Here is a 15,586-nt window from a genome sequence, read left to right on the forward strand (position 1 = left end):
CGATTGGGCTCATGGGTGTGACCGGCGCGACCGGCGCGATGGGCAGCATCGGGCTGATGGGCAATATTGGAGCCATGGGCGATATTGGGCTGATGGGTGCAATGGGAGCAATGGGCTTAATGGGCCTCGAAGGCATAACCGGCGCCACGGGAGCAACTGGGGCTACCGGGGCTCCGGGAGCCATGGGCCTTATGGGCTTGCCGGGAACTGCCGGCTTGCCTGGTGTTACAGGTGCCACTGGCGCGACTGGCGCAGCAGGAGCGACAGGACCGGCAGGTGCACCGGGAGCGCCCGGTCTGGCGGGCTCGCCGGGGATAGCGGGAGCCGGATCGTCATCCATTGAGACTTTGAAAATTGGGGATCTCAATGCCCAAATCCCCTTTAATGCGAGCGGCGGCAACAATCAGGCCATCGGGGCGCTCGCCTTCAGCGGGCAGCAGATCACGATTAACAGACTTGCAGCATATGTTACGCAATTAGGCTCTACCGGTGTGTTCCAGATGGCTGTCCTGCAACCGACCAGCTCCTCCCAGTCTACAGTTATTGGAGTAACCACTGTAGCGACCTCATTACGGGCAGGAATATTTATTCTCCCGCTGACAGCCTCTCTGACACTTTCAGGGGATATCACGTATCAGCTTGCCGTCTTCAACCTGATCAACGGCTCTAACCTCGGCGGACGAAGCACCGGAACATCCGGGCTGGTCTCCCCGCCGATTAATTTCAGATCGCAGAACCTCTCCGGATTCACAACAGGCCAGTCTATCAATACTAGCGATGTCATCCTTCTATCCCCTTGGCTGGCGGGACTCGCTTAACCCCTTCAATCCACCCGCCAACATAAAACAGGGACCGCCCTAATAAGGCAGTCCCCTTTCCTTTATCCGCTCTAATCCAGCTCCGCACGCGAGAATAGATCCCGGATCAATACGTCGTCCTCACAAGCCCGCTTGAATGCGGAGGCGAAGGCTATGACCGCAGCTCCATCGGAGGAGTACGCGCAGAACATACCGGCCTCCGGGTCAAACCGGATGATTCCGGCCAGTTCAGGCATCTGTTCCTCAAGGAATACCGCAGCCAGAGAGCCCCAGTCATATCCATTGCCTTCGAATCCCTCTTCTTCCCGCGCAGCAAACACTTCGGCCTTGTAGCTGCCTACGTTCAGAATCACAGATTTTCCGCCATTCTCCTGCTCTACTATAATAAAAGGCTTAACATCCACAGCTTCCGTGGCTTCTGCCTCCTTCAGCTTCGCAAGCAATTGTTCCTCTGCTATATCCGTGAACCGCAGCGTTCCCTCACTCTCCACGATCATTCCCTGCCGCACCCGTTCATCCAGCCAGTCGGAGATGAAGCCCGGGGCGTATCCGCCTGTACTGAATTCGCCGCCGAACGCGATTATTTTCGAATAGACCTCAAGATATTGGTCACGGTTCGTCTGCGGATAGGCGCTGGTGTACAGCCAGAACTGCAGATCATACATCAAGGCCGAGCGTTCGTCCGCATGAAGAGAGAAATGGCCCTTCTCTTCAACGATGGCGGTGCAGATGCCGCGGATGATCCCATCTATGTTATCCACTCCGGTGGCTTTATCGCATAGCTCCTGAAGCAGAGGAGAGAATTGCCCGGCGGCTACCTTCCGCAGATCGTCCTGCTTATCTTCCTCCGATGTATCATAGACCTCCTCGCTCACCAGCCCGCGGATGAAGGTCTCATAATCCTTGGCCAGGAACGTAATTTCATAGTTGTTCTCCTGGTCCACATGAATGACCTCGGGTTCTCCATCCGGCCCGCAGTAGCGGTAATCCAGCATCACCACATCGTGGCCTGCAGACGGACAGTCCCCAATAACTACTCCAATATCGGGGTATCCCCACTCCTCGATCATGAACTGGCTGCCGAGATCGCCGCAGAGGGCATAGCATTGGTCCCGGCCGATACCGGCAATTCCCGAGATTGCGATATGATCTTCAGCCCAGGAGGTGGATTCCTCCACCGGGAAGCAGGTGTTACGGGGAATCCCGCCGTTCTGCTGCTTCATCATCGCGATGTAAGAGGACGGCAGCTTATAGCCCAGCTCCTGCTCCACAGAAGTAATCAGTTCGTCACTGGGCGGCGCCGACACATACTCCTTCCGGGCATAGTCGCTGTCCTCCCAGAAATCCGCGCAGTATTCAATGAAAGCGTTCAGGTCTCTTCCGTCCGCATCCCCCTGTGCATTGGAGGCACGCAGCGCTGCGGCACGCCTTACCTTCTCCCGCTTCTCCCGCTGTTCGCCGCTCCGGCTCCACTTCAGCAGCATTACGGTATCCCCGTCTCCGGGATCTAATTCATCCGCACGCTCAAACGCATGGATAGCCTGTTCATATTGCTTCAGATAATAATAGGAATATCCTATGCGAAAATGCCACAGCGGATCATTCCCGCCCTCCCCCGCAATACTGAGCAGCTGCTCCAATGCCTCCCCATAATGTTCCAGGTTGTTGTAGGCTCTGGCCAACTGGCTGATAGTCTCATAATCTCTTGCATCCGGCGGAATCTCCTGAATGCGGTCCACAATCTGCTGATACTCATTATCTTCATGCCAGCGTTTCAGCTGTGCCAGCAACTCCTCATCCATGCCTTCGGCCTCCTCATGTGACACTGCAAATAAGCCCGTACCCGATCGCTGCCGGACTGCTTGCAGTCAGTTAAATCGCTATTACCCATTCACCCTGAATGGACGGGTCTAAACATAGGTTTGAGATATACCCCAATATATAAATGCGTATTTTCACAAAAAGAGACCATCCCCCGCCAACATCCGGCAAGGAAACAGCCTCTTCGTATTATCACTCTTACTACACTTATATGCTCCGCTGCCCGTCCGGTTACTGAATCGCTTGCAGATGCTCCTCGAGGCGGTCCCAGGTTTCGGTAATCCCCTGCTCCATCCCCATATCCATCACCGTCTTGAGCGCTTCCGCGGAATCGTATTTCGACCGGCTCACCAGCTTCGTCTTCCCATCGTATTCTTCAAAGAACATGCTGACCAGCGTGGACGGCATACCTTCGGTTTCGTTGCCTTCGGCATCCGAGAAGTAATCGGTATAGACAAAACTCTCGCCGTCGGTGATCTCATGGTAGACCCCTTTGCCCCAGGATTCCATGCCGAAGAAGTCGCCCTGCTTCTCATCCACACATTTCATACAGTAGTGCCAGACGCCGCCCGGACGAAAATCAACGCTGCAGAAGGGAACAATCCAGCCGCGCGGACCCCACCACTGCTTCAGATGCTCAGCCTCGGAGAATACTTTGAATACAAGCTCACGCGGTGCATCGAATACACGTTCAAGAACCAGTTCAAGACCTTCTACTCTCGAAATCATTTTGCTGGACATTCCTAATCCCTCCTGATAATCATGAATTGTCTTTGGATTGCAGCTTCCGGAGATAATCATCCAGATTGTCGAAGCGTTCACTCCACAGCTTACGGTAGGCCTCCAGCCAAGCATCCATAGCCTCCAGCGGCTCTGTACGCAGCCTGTAATTCCGTCGGTTCGCCGCCGCCTCTACCTCAACCAGTCCGGCTTCCAGCAGTACGCGCAAATGCTTCGAAGCCTGAGGCTGCCGCAGCTCCAGCCGCTCAGCAATATCGCCTACGCTCAGCGGCCCGTCCTTCAGGATCTCTACCATCCGCAGGCGGGTGGGTTCGGCAAGTGCGCTAAATGTCGTTGTGTCCATCATTCCGATGTTCCTTTAGTAAAGCTTGTATTATTTATTGGTGGTGTACACTTACAATATACCCGAATAGGAATATTCCCGTCAAGGAATATTATAATTCATTCTGCTAAATCAGGTTATTGATTCGTTGAATAGACCTTAGCACTCAGCTCTGCTGCAGATTCATAATCCTCCGCCGGCGCAATAATTTGCAGATTCTTACTCATACCGCCGCCCGTTTCCGGACCAATGGGCTCGTAAAGGAGAATCTTAACACTGTCAAAGCTACCTTTTTTCCAAATGGAACCGAAAGCAAACCCGCTTGGCTTCCAATCATAATAGGTGATGTTCCCCCACCCGTCTCTAATATCAGGATAGAACACGATATCGGACATCTCATACTTGCTGTAATCATATTTCTCAACTGTGATGTCCCCGTGGAACACCTGATTGCGGAATAATGCCCGGTGGAGGCTGCCTTTAATATGTATCGTAGTTCTTTGCGCCGATGATGCGTCGCCGGTTCTGAATTCAACCGCCGGATAGCTGGTGTCAATCGCTTTGGGGAAGCTATACATAGTGCAAAAAAGAACGCCACCGATTAGTAGCAATATGGTGAAAATCAGCACTTTCCTCTTCATACATAACTTCCCCCTCAGTTCTTCAGGATACCGTAAGTTACGCCGGATTAAATCTACTTATGACCCTATGAACGTCAGCGTCACGGTTGTACCTTGTCCCGGCGTGCTGTCGATGGCGATGGAGCCGCCATACCGCTCCATGATTGCCTTGGCAATGGCCAGTCCCAGGCCCGAGCCGCCCTGCGAGCGGTTGCGTGAAGCTTCCGTACGGTAGAAGCGCTCGAAGATATGCGGCAGCTGCTCAGCGGATATTCCGATTCCTGTATCGGCTACGGTCACGATCACCTTCCCGTCGTCTGAACGGGAATGCCCGATTCTTACTGCTCCGCCTTCAGTCGTATATTTCAGTGCATTCTCCACGATGTTGCGGAGCACCTGATAGCAGGCGCTGCCAGGCATCCGGATGGGCAGCGCCTGTTCACCGGGGCCGCCGTCATAATCAAGCTGCACCCCCGGATTGACATGAACAGTCTGAGGGAGCAGTTCGTTCAGCACAGAGTTCAGATTGCAGGCTTCTTCATCTCCGCCCTCCGGGGCCAGCGCCTCCGCCTCTGCTTCCGCAAGCAGCAGCAGCTGGGAGATCAGCTCCTTCATCCTCCGCGTCTCATCCATCATGAACGCCAGCGACTCATTCAGCACCTCCGGTGACTGCCTGCCCCACCGCTGGATCATATGCGTATGGCCTTCAATAATGGCCAGCGGTGTCTTAAGCTCATGGGAAGCATCGGCAATGAAGCGGCGCTGCTGGTCGAAGGAGACCTCCAGCTTATGCAGGAACCCGTTGAAGGTCTCGCCCAATTGCTGCAGCTCATCCTGGGCGGCAGGGACATGCAGCCGCCGGGACAGGCTGTTCGTCCCGATGCTGCGCACTTCGCCAATCATGCTGCGAATCGGCTTCAGCGCTGACCGGGAGACGATGCCCCCTGCAAGCACAGCCATTCCGGCAGCCAGCAGCAGCCCCAGCAGCAGCAGTCTGCCCACCTCCTTCTCGGCGGTGGCGCTGCGTGATTGCCCGCTGTCCGTAAGCTGCAGCCGGACAAGGCCATATACGGGCAAGGACAGCTCCTTCTCTGCGCTGTAGACATCTGAGCCGGGCGCCGGTTCACCTTCGCCCGCTTCTGCGAGCACACGCCCGCGTGCATCCAGCATTTGCAGAACCTGGCCTTTATCCAGCTCAGGGGCAAACACCGAGAAATCCGGCTTCAAAAAAGCCGCTGCACCGCTTCCTTTGCCCAAACCGGGCTGAAGCAGGGACGGCAGGAACTCCACCTCACCGACCCGCAGCTCAAACTGTCTAAGCTTGGCATCCAGCAGCCGGGTCTCCTGGCTGTCTGTCCAATGCTTGAAGGTAATATAGACAAATCCGCTGACCACCGCCGTAACGGCCAGTGCAGTGAGTGCAATCGAAGCGCTGACTTTACGGGAGAACGTCCATGGCTTCATTCACTCACCTCAGTCTCTCAGAATATATCCGCTGCCACGGACTGTATGGATCAGCTTCTCGCTGTAGCCTTCATCCACCTTCATGCGCACATACCGGATATAGACATCCACCACATTCGTCTCGCCTTCATACGAGTAGCCCCAGACCAGGTTCAGCAGTGCCTCACGGTTCATCAGCCGGTTCTTATGGACCAGCAGGCAGTGCAGCAGCTCGAATTCGCGCTGTGAGCATTCAATCTCGCGCCCGGCGCGGCTGACCCGGTGCGCAGCCCTGTCCAGTATCAGATCCTTGGCATGCAGGACTTCATCCCCGGCTTCTGCGGCGTGCAGCCTGCGCTGCAGGGAACGCATGCGGGCCAGCAGCTCTTCGATGGCGAAGGGCTTCGGCACATAATCATCCGCCCCGGTGTCCAGTCCCCGTACCCGGTCACTGACCGTGTCCCTGGCAGTCAGCATAATAATTGGAGTCTGCTTCACCGCGCGTACCCGCTTGCATACTTCTATTCCGCTGATGCCCGGCAGATTCAAATCGAGCAGAATGATGTCAAAATGCTCCCCCAGCGCTTGCCCGGCACCCGTAATACCATCGCACGCAACCGTAATGTCATAACCTTCATAGGACAGCTCCAGCTCCAGCAGGCGGATCATGGCAGGCTCGTCCTCAATAACCAATACGCGTTCCTTCAACCTCTCGTCCACCTCTTCACAAGATCAGTTCTGCATTAGCGACAACCCGGCCATAGACTTGGCGCGGATCTGATACGTACCTGCGCCCAGCTTCCCGCTGGCCCGGTGATTCTTCAATGTCAGCGGGAAGTCTGTTTCAATCTCTTCAAAAGCAGATTCCGCATCGACCACGACTCCCGCATCCCCCGGCCAGGCCAGCTCTACGTCCCCTACCGCTGTAGTTACCTTCCAGTCTCCGCCGACCTTCCGGCTCCTCACATGAATGTTCCCGGCTACGGTGACCGCTTCTACAGCAGCCAATGCGTCCTTCACCGACACATTGCCGTTTGTGGCCTTCAGGGTCAAGTCTCCGGCAATTTGCTCCGCCTTGACGTTGCCGTTGGTAACTGTGACTTCTACGCGGTCCTTCGCTTCAGAGACCTGCACATTGCCATTCACCGTATGTAATTTGAGCGCATTGCCTATGCCGGAAGCAGATATATTTCCGTTCACAGCCGCTAACTCAATTCTACCTGTACTAGAAACTTTTGACAAAGAAAGATTGCCGTTCTCCGTCTCTGCCTGAAGCTCGGCCTTCATGCCCTGCGGCAGTGTAACCGTCAGATCAAGGCTTGGATATCGCCAATTGCCATAAGACCCGCTGTAGGTTCTAATCTCCAGATCAGCCCCTTTGCTTACCTTCATCCCCGCCTTGTCCGCTACGGCCTTCGCCTCATCCGCGGTTGCCTGATGGACGGTCACGGTCATATGGACCTCCATCTCCTTGACATTGCCCTGCTTAATTTCGATGGTTCCGTTCGTGTTGGCAATAGAGACACTTTGCGTGCCGGCCGGCAGGCTGATGCGGGTAATGCCTTTGTCAAAAGAGTAGCCCGTCCCCGTCTTCTTCCCCGTTGTCTGCAGAGAGACTGCAGCCGCCGGAGCTGACACCGAGGCCTGTGCTGGCGCGGATTCAAAGTCCGCCTCAGCCAGCGGCCGCGCACCGGCGGCCCCTTCATTCGCTATGCCCATGTACATTAATACCGCCGCCAGCGAGGCGCTTGTGATTAGCTGTTTCCACGTCATTCTCATATTCCCTCTCCTCCAGTTCATGTGATTACCCTTAGGGTAAACCATCCTTGATGAGAAAGACTTTGCAGGGAGATTAGAGTTTGATGAGAAAAAAACAGCCGGGAGAACCCTCCCGGCTGTTCTTCAAAATACATTAGGTTCCCGCCAATATCGGCATTGCGGAATTCAGCTGCTACCCCTGCTTAATCGGCGCAGCCAGAATGATCTGTCCCCGCGGGGCGTCTCCCCCGTCATCCGGCTCCAGCGTAATTGCCACGGTATCGTAGGCCTTCGGATCAAACGAATAATAGAGTGCCCCGTTTCCGTCCTGTGAGATGAAGGTGCCCGCATTCTGCGGCGTATCCCCTTTGATCAGCCATACCTGGTAGACCTCTGTGCCTGTAAGCTCCGGCAGATCCTCCGCCTGGATTACGAGGTGGGTCCCGGATGTATCAGCGACAATGGTCGCTACACCCTTGGCGGAAACAGCCTCTCCCGCCGGGCTAAGCGCCACCGTCTCATTCACCTTAAGCCCCTGCAGGGGCCCGGTGCCGGAGGCAATCTGCCGCTGCAGCTGGTCTACATCCCCGCGCAGCTGGCCGGTATAGACAATCAGCAGCAGCACGGCGACAGCCAGCCCGAGGCTTAAGTAACCCCAGAAGCGGGTTTTTCTAGGCTCAGGAATCCTTGCCCGGGGCAGCCCCTGCTCTATTGGAGGTGCCTTTACCGGTTCACGCTCGATTGTGCGCTCTGCCGCAGGCTGAATATTGAGGCTGGTCTTCGGCTGAGGGGCTGACGCACTTACATGCCCTGACTCTAATACCCGTGATAATATCCGATCCTTCATTCCGGAAGGCGGCTCTGCGGGCTCGGAAGCAAGGGGAAGATGGTCCAGTACCTGCCGGTATTCACTTACCAGCTCCTTGCATTCACTGCAGGCTTCTGCATGGGCAGCGAACTGCGCTGTCTCTTCTGCCGTCAGTGCGCCCAGAACATATAATTCGGCCAGTTCACAGAGATCATCCTTATGTTCACTCATGCGCATGATCCCTCCTTCCCCAGTGCCGTAATGATTTGTGCAGCTGCTTCATTGCCAATCGGACCCTTCCTTTGACCGTCCCCAGCGGAATTGCCGCAAGGTTCGCTACTTCCTGCTGGGTATAGCCCTGATAATAAATCATATCCATCACCTGCTGCTGATCCCGGCTGAGCCCCAGCAGCGCGTCCCTGATCTGTTCCCCGGCCATCTGCAGCTCAACGAGATCCTCGGTGAGCGCTGTATGGTCCTGAATCATATCCAGATTCCCGGAGTCTGCAGATTGCTGCGGCAGCCGGGAGCTGCGTTTACGGAGATGATCAATCGCCAGATTGCGCGTAACCGCGAACATCCAGGTGAGCAGCTTGCCCCTGCCGAAATCAATCTGCTCCGCATTCTTCCATACCCGCAGGAACAGTTCCTGCATTACTTCTTCGGCGGCCATCGAATCCTTCACGATCTGGTAAGCGAAACTATAGATTACCCGTTCATACCGGTCATAGAGCAGTTCGAGGGCATTCGAGTCTTTCTGTGCAATAAGCAGAATTAACTGCTTATCGTCAGCTGTGTCATTCAATTGCCATCCCCCATTCAACAAAAATTTAGGACCCCGGCGCTCCAGCGCTGAACTTCCTGCGTTTCACTGAGTATAACCGCTTTGCACAAGCGGCTCAACTTTGAATGAAAGATCATGCCCTCCGGAATTGAAGCCCGGCCGGCTTCCATATATGATAGCTATATCATATCCGCAAAGGGAGGATTCATTTCCGTGGCCGTACTTATTAATGAACAGATTAGAGCAGCCGAGGTCGAGCTTACCGGGCTGAAGGGCCAGAAGCTCGGCACCGTATCCAGAGACGAGGCGCTGGCTATGGCCAGATCCGCAGGAGCCGATCTGGTGTGCACCTCGCTGATGAGCAGTCCGCCGCCGTGCAGCCTGGTCGCCAAGGGCAAAGGCAAAGCCGCTGCGCAAGCGGCCCGCAAGGGCGATACCAGCCGTCCGCAAGGCGGCGGAGGCAGCCATGAGAAGGTGAAGGAGCTGCGCTTCACCGCCCATATTGAAGAGCATGACTACGACACGAAGCTGCGTCAGGCGGACAAGCACCTGCGCTCCGGCAAGCCGGTGCAGCTGGTCGTGAAGTCTTCCGGTGCGAAGGAAGCGGCGGCCGCGAAGGCAGTCCTGGAGCGTCTGCTTGCAGATCTGAAAGAGGCCGGAAGCAAAACCACCGGAATTCAGACCAGCGGCAAAGGCGCACAGGTACGGGTAAATCCGCGTACGTAATATTGCTGTGAGAGCAACAAGTGGAAAAAGGTATCTTAATTTACCTGTTTCTGAGGGATGAACCGAAGCAAGTGGAAAAACAACATCTATTATTGTTAGGTTTAGCTACTGTGGGTGAAACGGGGGGATTTAAGTGCTGTTTGTCCAACTGTTACTGGAGCAGGGTTCTATCGTTCATCAGCAAGTGGACAATATCCAACTATCTCCGGTCCTCATAGCATCCGAGCTTGTCCGTTCGTTCTCTCTAGTTCGAAGCATATACATTCTTATCTATGAAGTGGAAACGGCTTTGCTGTCCTGTAAAAGGACGGCAAAGCCGTTATTCTTGAACCCCATCTTCTTCAACTGCCAAGCCGCCCAGCAAACCGCAACCTTTCCAGCACATGCAGCAGCTCACCGTTGCAGTCCTCATAATCGCCGGTTAGCCCGGCCAGCTCCCGTTCAAACCGGAAGCCCAGCTTCTGGAATACCCCGAGTGACGCTGTGTTCCGCGGATCTGCCTTGGCATATAACCGGTCCAGCCCGATTACATTGAAGGCATAAGCCGTGAGCGCCCGGGCGGCCTCGGTGGCATAGCCCCGGCCCCAATGCTCACGCCCGATCAGATAATACAGCTCGGTATCCGGTGCGCTGAAATTCAGTACGCCGAGGCCGCACCAGCCGATCAGCTGTCCGGTTGCCTTGCTGCAAACCGCGAACGAATATTTGAACGGCAACTCAAACGGCGTATGATAGCTGAACATCAGCCAGCGGAACAAGCCTTCATATTCATGCCGCTGCATGACCTCCATATGCATAAAGGTTAGCACCTCCGGATTCTGCATCAGCGCGAAGGAAGCGCCAAGATCACTTTCAATATAAGGACGGATGATCAGACGCTCTGTTTCAAGCCTCATCGCAGCTAACGTTATATTCATTTAGGTGGCCCCGCTTTCAAGTCCTGTCTGTACCCCAGCATAGTACAAGCGAAAGAATGTCGACAAGGTAAAAGATGATTTAATCCGTTTGCCCCCTGCCGTTATTCCACAGCGTTCTGAAGGCATCACAGCTGCGGATCAGGGAATCGAAATTCCCCTCCCCTACCAGCCTTCCCTGCTCCATCACCAGAATCTGGTCTACTCCGCTGATGAAATTCAGCCGGTGCGCAATAATAATAACCGTCTTGTTCCTGAACTCTGCAAACACCGTTTCCATCAGGCTTTTCTCCGTAATATTATCCAGCGCCGAGACCGGTTCATCGAGGATGATCAGATTCCGCTTCTGCAGGAGCGCCCGGGCAAAAGCCAGCCGCTGCCGCTCACCCCCCGACAACTTCAGGCCCCGCTCACCCACCATCGTCTCCAGCTTCTCCGGCAGCTCCAGCACCTTATCCTTCAGATTCACCTTGTCCAGAATCGCATACAGCTCGTCATCCGGCACCTCCTGGTCAAACACCATATTTTCCCTGATCGTGGTATCGAATATCGGACTATCCGCGACAGATAAGAGATATGATCATAGTAGCTGTTCAGACTCAGCTCATCGATATCCGTGCCGTCCACCAGCAGCTTGCCGCCGCTTTTCTTCAGCAGGCCCGTAATCAGCTTAATGACCGTCGATTTTCCGCTTCCGCTTAAGCCAACCAGTGCGACCGAGGTTCCGCGCGCGATAGAGAAGGACAGCCGGTCCAGCACCTGAACCTCCCCGTAGCCGAAGGACACCTCCCTGAATTCAAGATCGCCCTGCAGCCGGGCCACCGCCTTCCCCTTCTCCAGATTGGCGTCCTCCCGGGCATTCAGGAATTCCTCAAACCGCTGATAGGTCACCCTGTTCAGCTTGTAGCCGACGAATAACACGTTGAAGATGGCAATCGGCGTATATATTTTCTCAATGAACATGAACAAGGCCACCATCACCCCGACCGAGGCCTGCCCGGACACCACATTCTTCACTCCATAGAGCAGGACAATCACTTTAATGACCGTAATGAACATTTCGAATAAGGCAAAAAAAGACTCATGGATCATCTGCAGCTGAGCGCTTTTGTGAATAATCTGCCGTGCGGTCTCGTTCAGTCTGCTGATCTCCTGCGCATACTTCTTATTGGTCCGGAACACAACCAGCTCCATGAATCCGCGGATTGAATAGCGGGACATGGACTCCTGCTCCTTAAGCACAGCCGCTTTAATCCGGTAGAGGTATTTCAGCAGCACATTCGTGATCACGAAGATCACCACATACCCGCCCGCAATCACCAGCATGATTCTGAGGTCATAATAGCTGATGAAGAACAAGCTGAAGAGGATGGTAGGCAGCAGCTCATGCAGTGTCCCCAGAATAAAAGTAAACAGAATGCTGTTCCCGGCCGCCGCGCCGTTCTCAATTACCTTGATCATCTGGCCTGTGCCCATATTCTGATAGGCGGTATAATCCATTCTGGAGATTTTGGACAAGGCCATAATCTTCAATCGTTCCGTGATGCTGTTTGACAGATGGGCGCCCGGATATTCATCCGCATAATTCAGAAGTACATTCGCGCCCAGCAGCACCCCGTAGATGACAATCCAATGTGTGATTTCGCTGAAGCCCGTTCCATCCACCGCCTGATCGAGAATCTTCTGAAAGACCACTATGCCCAGACTGCTTAAGAACTGAATGACGAAACCAAGAAGGATATATAGAGCAATCCACCCTTTGAGGTGGACAAGACATTTTCGCAGCATAATTACAATCTCCAATCTTAAAATGAGTATAAAAAAGCCGGGACCACGCTTCGCCACCCAACGCTAATGAACCCCCTGCATATGCAGTGTGGTCCTTACGTTGAATAACTCAGTGTCCCGGCTCTAAAAATGAATGCCTGGCACCGTCCAAGGTTATAGTTATCATGTGATCAAAAAGGCAGACTGCCCCCTTGATGGCTGGTACGCGTTCTACCCAGCCCGATAACTACTTCCTTGCGACAGTGCGGTATGGCATCCATTTCACCCCGATTGTAAGATTGTCTTGTTCCTAATCCAGCATGGAGCGCAGCCACGCCGCCGACTGCTCCATATAACCCAGCTGGTCTACAGCATCAAAATGCTCGATGGCCAGCGTATCTGCGTATCCCTCTGCCTTCAGCATCCGGAGCACCTCGGCGATCCGGATGCAGCCTGAGCCTGCAGGGGACGGATACAGCGGAATCCCGCTTGCGCTGATTCTGGGCTCCCCGCCGTTGTCTTCCAGCGACCGGTCCTTGCAGTGGACATGGATTATCCGGTCCTTCAGCTTCGCGAACGCTTCCAGTTCATCCTCACCACGGTAGATGAAGTTCCCCGTGTCGAACGTGATTGCCAGCTTAGGCACATGCTCCAGGAACCAGAGCAGCTCGTCCGCCGACGAGAACGGCGCCCGGATATCGTCGAAGTCCTCCATCGTCACACGGATGCCCTTACGCTCCGCGTAATCACAAATGGCATTCAGCGCAGCAGCCATGCTCTGAAGAGCCTGGCCCCGCGCCTCCGGGGTGGCCGTTTCTTCGGTGAAGCCCGGAATGACCAGCACCTTACCGGCCCCGAGGTAGGCCGCCGTATCAATGAATGCATACCCCGGCTCCGGTGCAGGCTGATTGCCGAAGTCAAAAAAAGCATACATCGACGCCACGGAGATCCCCGCTGCATCCAGCCTTTTTTTCATCGCCTCTGTACCGGTCAGCGCCTCTTCCAGATCAAGCTCTACCGCCTCTATGCCATAGGCATGCACTTTGTCCAGTACATCCGTAAGCGGCAGGCCGCTCTGCTCGCTTGCCTTCACAATATGATTGTAAAATACCGATAGCTTCAAGCTCTCCAGCCCCTCTCAGCCTAGCGCTTAGTATCCTCAGCATCCTTAGAATCCGAGTTATCGTCCGCTTCTTCGGCCGAATCCTCAGCATCCCCAGAATCCTCAGGATCATCAGAACCGTCCTGCACGCCCGCTTCATTCCGGCTCCATTCCAGGAACTCAATAATGTCCTGATCCTCAGGGTCCAGCTTATGGGCCTTCTCAAAAGCCTTGATCGCCTCATCGTACTGGTCCAGATAATAATGGGCGTAACCGACGCGGAAATGCCACAGCGGATCTTTTTTGCCTTTGTCAGCGGTCTTGTTGAACCATTTAAGCGCTTCCTTATAACGTCCCAGATTATTGAGCGCCCGGCCCAGATGAACCGCCAGCTCATCATCGATCAGCGGGGTAGGAACCTCTTTGATGCGGGATACAATTTGTTCGAATTCATCTTCCTCATGCCAAGCATTCAATTGCGCAATTAACTCTTGTCTCATTACAAACAGCCTCCCGGTTAATATATCCATTCCTCTAAGAGTTACTTTATCATTTTCACGGAGAGTTTCCCACTGTTGCCCTGTCCGCCCTAAGCCGGGATGGCGATCTCGAAGGTGGTTCCCTTTCCTTTTTCGCTTCGAACCTCGATAACTCCCTTAACTTTGTTGATCGCACTGTAAGCCATCAGCATGCCCAGACCCGTACCTTCTTCTTTGGTGGAATAGTAGGGTTTGCCCAGACGTGAGATTTCATCCTTCGTCATCCCGATGCCGGTGTCGCGGATGGTAATGATAATATTCTGCTTCCTTTCGGAGATATCAATGGACAGAACGCCGTCATCCATTCCCTTCATCGCTTCGATCCCGTTTTTGTACAGATTAATCAGACATTGCTGCATCAGATTCCGGTCATAATGGGCGCAGAGTGAGTTGTTGAAGCTGAACTCGACCGCTACTTTGTGGATTGTGGCATACGGCATGATGACATTCTTGGTGTATTCACACTCGGCCTGGAGGTTGGAATAGACCATATTCTCCGACTGCGGCTTGGCAAAAGAGAGATAATCGCTGATGATCTTCTCCGCCCGGTTCAACTCCAGCAGCGACAGTTCAATATATCCCTTCTCTTCGGGCGTAAGCGTCTTCGATTTGTTCAGCAGCTGAAGGAACCCGCTTGTCACGGTTAACGGATTCCGCATCTCATGGGAGACGCTGGCCGCCAGCTCACTAACCACATTAAGCCGCTCCGACTGCATAATCCGGTCCCGATTCTTAAGATTGGTAATGATCTGCTCCAGCAGAATCATTAAGACCGCCATCACGGCTGCATGAGTGGTCAAAGCATAGAAGGTGAGCATCCAGAACTGCATATCCAGCGACTCCATAACCATGCTCAGCACAATCAGATAACAGCCCATTGTCAGCACGGCAATGACGGTTGCCCAGCTGATCCGTGTTCTTGGCTTCGAACGGATAAATCTTGAACTTAATAACGGCACAACAATCAGAACTGCTGTTGAAAAAAGAAACGAGTGAATCGTTCCCTCTCCGCCTATATAGAAACGGTATACGTTTAAAATCAGATAGAGCGGAAGAACATTTTTGTACCCTCCATACAAAGCTGCGATAAGAAACGGAACATACCGCAGGTCAAAGATAAACCCCGTCTCCAGCCGGATCGGCTTGGCGATACACAGGATCATGGTTATAGCTGTGAGCAGCACAAGAATCTTCCGGTTATAGGCGTGCGGCCTATTCTCAAAGAAGATCAGAAAGATAAGTACCGGAAACAGCATAAACAAGAAATTAAGAAGCAACGTCTCGAACAAGGTTAACTTCCTTTCGACTCCAATACTGGTATGGTATCTGCATTTGTGTTCTGTGCACTATACTTAGAACATTACGCTAATCTATTATTATAAGTAAAGCTAAACCGGATTACTATTAAAATCTTCTATGATTT

16 protein-coding genes and 1 pseudogene are annotated in these 15,586 nt (G+C 53.8%); 2 read left to right on the forward strand and 15 right to left on the reverse strand.

The window, feature by feature from the left end:
• Window positions 1–818 (forward strand): annotated as a pseudogene (locus GC101_RS13390) (hypothetical protein); the annotation flags it as partial.
• A gap of 71 nt (window positions 819–889) precedes the next feature.
• Here GC101_RS13390 and GC101_RS13395 read toward each other — a convergent pair.
• The 9 genes from GC101_RS13395 to GC101_RS13435 all read right to left on the reverse strand — a co-directional run bounded on the left by GC101_RS13395 (window position 890) and on the right by GC101_RS13435 (window position 9,136).
• Entirely contained in the window at window positions 890–2,620 is a 1,731-nt protein-coding gene (locus tag GC101_RS13395) for an Imm51 family immunity protein (RefSeq protein WP_171717670.1), read from the reverse strand.
• 250 nt (window positions 2,621–2,870) lie between these two features.
• The gene (locus tag GC101_RS13400; RefSeq protein ID WP_042140480.1) at window positions 2,871–3,380 is read right to left on the reverse strand and encodes an SRPBCC domain-containing protein; all 510 of its coding nucleotides are present in this window, start codon (window positions 3,378–3,380) and stop codon (window positions 2,871–2,873) included.
• Between the two features lie 19 nt (window positions 3,381–3,399).
• Window positions 3,400–3,723: an ArsR/SmtB family transcription factor gene (locus tag GC101_RS13405; protein WP_171717774.1), complete on the reverse strand. Its 324-nt coding sequence runs from the start codon at window positions 3,721–3,723 to the stop codon at window positions 3,400–3,402.
• Between the two features lie 116 nt (window positions 3,724–3,839).
• A complete protein-coding gene (locus GC101_RS13410) occupies window positions 3,840–4,343 on the reverse strand; it encodes a hypothetical protein (protein WP_171717671.1) in 504 nt (167 codons plus the stop codon).
• Between the two features lie 57 nt (window positions 4,344–4,400).
• Window positions 4,401–5,786, reverse strand: coding sequence for a sensor histidine kinase (locus tag GC101_RS13415; RefSeq protein WP_171717672.1), 1,386 nt, complete (start codon window positions 5,784–5,786; stop codon window positions 4,401–4,403).
• A 9-nt stretch (window positions 5,787–5,795) separates the two neighbouring features.
• Complete coding sequence (locus GC101_RS13420) at window positions 5,796–6,473, reverse strand: response regulator transcription factor (protein WP_171717673.1); 678 nt, start codon at window positions 6,471–6,473, stop codon at window positions 5,796–5,798.
• 24 nt (window positions 6,474–6,497) lie between these two features.
• Window positions 6,498–7,544: a DUF4097 family beta strand repeat-containing protein gene (locus tag GC101_RS13425; RefSeq protein ID WP_171717674.1), complete on the reverse strand. Its 1,047-nt coding sequence runs from the start codon at window positions 7,542–7,544 to the stop codon at window positions 6,498–6,500.
• Window positions 7,545–7,716: 172 nt separating this feature from the next.
• Window positions 7,717–8,562, reverse strand: coding sequence for an anti-sigma factor (locus tag GC101_RS13430; RefSeq protein ID WP_171717675.1), 846 nt, complete (start codon window positions 8,560–8,562; stop codon window positions 7,717–7,719).
• Complete coding sequence (locus tag GC101_RS13435; protein ID WP_171717676.1) at window positions 8,555–9,136, reverse strand: RNA polymerase sigma factor; 582 nt, start codon at window positions 9,134–9,136, stop codon at window positions 8,555–8,557. Before GC101_RS13435 ends, GC101_RS13430 begins: the two co-directional genes overlap by 8 nt.
• 192 nt (window positions 9,137–9,328) lie before the next feature.
• On the opposite strand from GC101_RS13435, the gene infC reads away from it, so the two are divergent.
• Entirely contained in the window at window positions 9,329–9,841 is a 513-nt protein-coding gene (infC, locus tag GC101_RS13440) for a translation initiation factor IF-3 (protein WP_076243756.1), read from the forward strand.
• Window positions 9,842–10,182: 341 nt separating this feature from the next.
• On the opposite strand, the gene GC101_RS13445 is transcribed toward infC, so the two are convergent.
• The 6 genes from GC101_RS13445 to GC101_RS13465 all read right to left on the reverse strand — a co-directional run bounded on the left by GC101_RS13445 (window position 10,183) and on the right by GC101_RS13465 (window position 15,452).
• Window positions 10,183–10,758 carry a GNAT family N-acetyltransferase gene (locus GC101_RS13445; protein ID WP_171717677.1) on the reverse strand — a complete coding sequence of 192 codons (576 nt, stop codon included), beginning with the start codon at window positions 10,756–10,758 and terminating at the stop codon, window positions 10,183–10,185.
• 79 nt (window positions 10,759–10,837) lie between these two features.
• Window positions 10,838–11,278, reverse strand: a complete 441-nt coding sequence (locus GC101_RS36535) for an ATP-binding cassette domain-containing protein (RefSeq protein ID WP_281365863.1) — start codon at window positions 11,276–11,278, stop codon at window positions 10,838–10,840.
• Window positions 11,221–12,543 (reverse strand): ABC transporter transmembrane domain-containing protein, encoded by a 1,323-nt coding sequence (locus GC101_RS13450; RefSeq protein ID WP_281365864.1) that lies wholly within the window; start codon window positions 12,541–12,543, stop codon window positions 11,221–11,223. The genes GC101_RS36535 and GC101_RS13450 overlap by 58 nt, the downstream gene beginning before the upstream one ends.
• A gap of 289 nt (window positions 12,544–12,832) precedes the next feature.
• Window positions 12,833–13,645, reverse strand: coding sequence for a sugar phosphate isomerase/epimerase family protein (locus GC101_RS13455; protein ID WP_171717678.1), 813 nt, complete (start codon window positions 13,643–13,645; stop codon window positions 12,833–12,835).
• Between the two features lie 20 nt (window positions 13,646–13,665).
• Complete coding sequence (locus GC101_RS13460) at window positions 13,666–14,124, reverse strand: tetratricopeptide repeat protein (protein WP_171717679.1); 459 nt, start codon at window positions 14,122–14,124, stop codon at window positions 13,666–13,668.
• A gap of 89 nt (window positions 14,125–14,213) precedes the next feature.
• Window positions 14,214–15,452 carry an ATP-binding protein gene (locus GC101_RS13465; protein ID WP_171717680.1) on the reverse strand — a complete coding sequence of 413 codons (1,239 nt, stop codon included), beginning with the start codon at window positions 15,450–15,452 and terminating at the stop codon, window positions 14,214–14,216.
• Window positions 15,453–15,586: the final 134 nt, after the last annotated feature.

Source organism: Paenibacillus phytohabitans (assembly GCF_013141775.1).
GTDB lineage: Bacteria > Bacillota > Bacilli > Paenibacillales > Paenibacillaceae > Paenibacillus_AQ > Paenibacillus_AQ phytohabitans.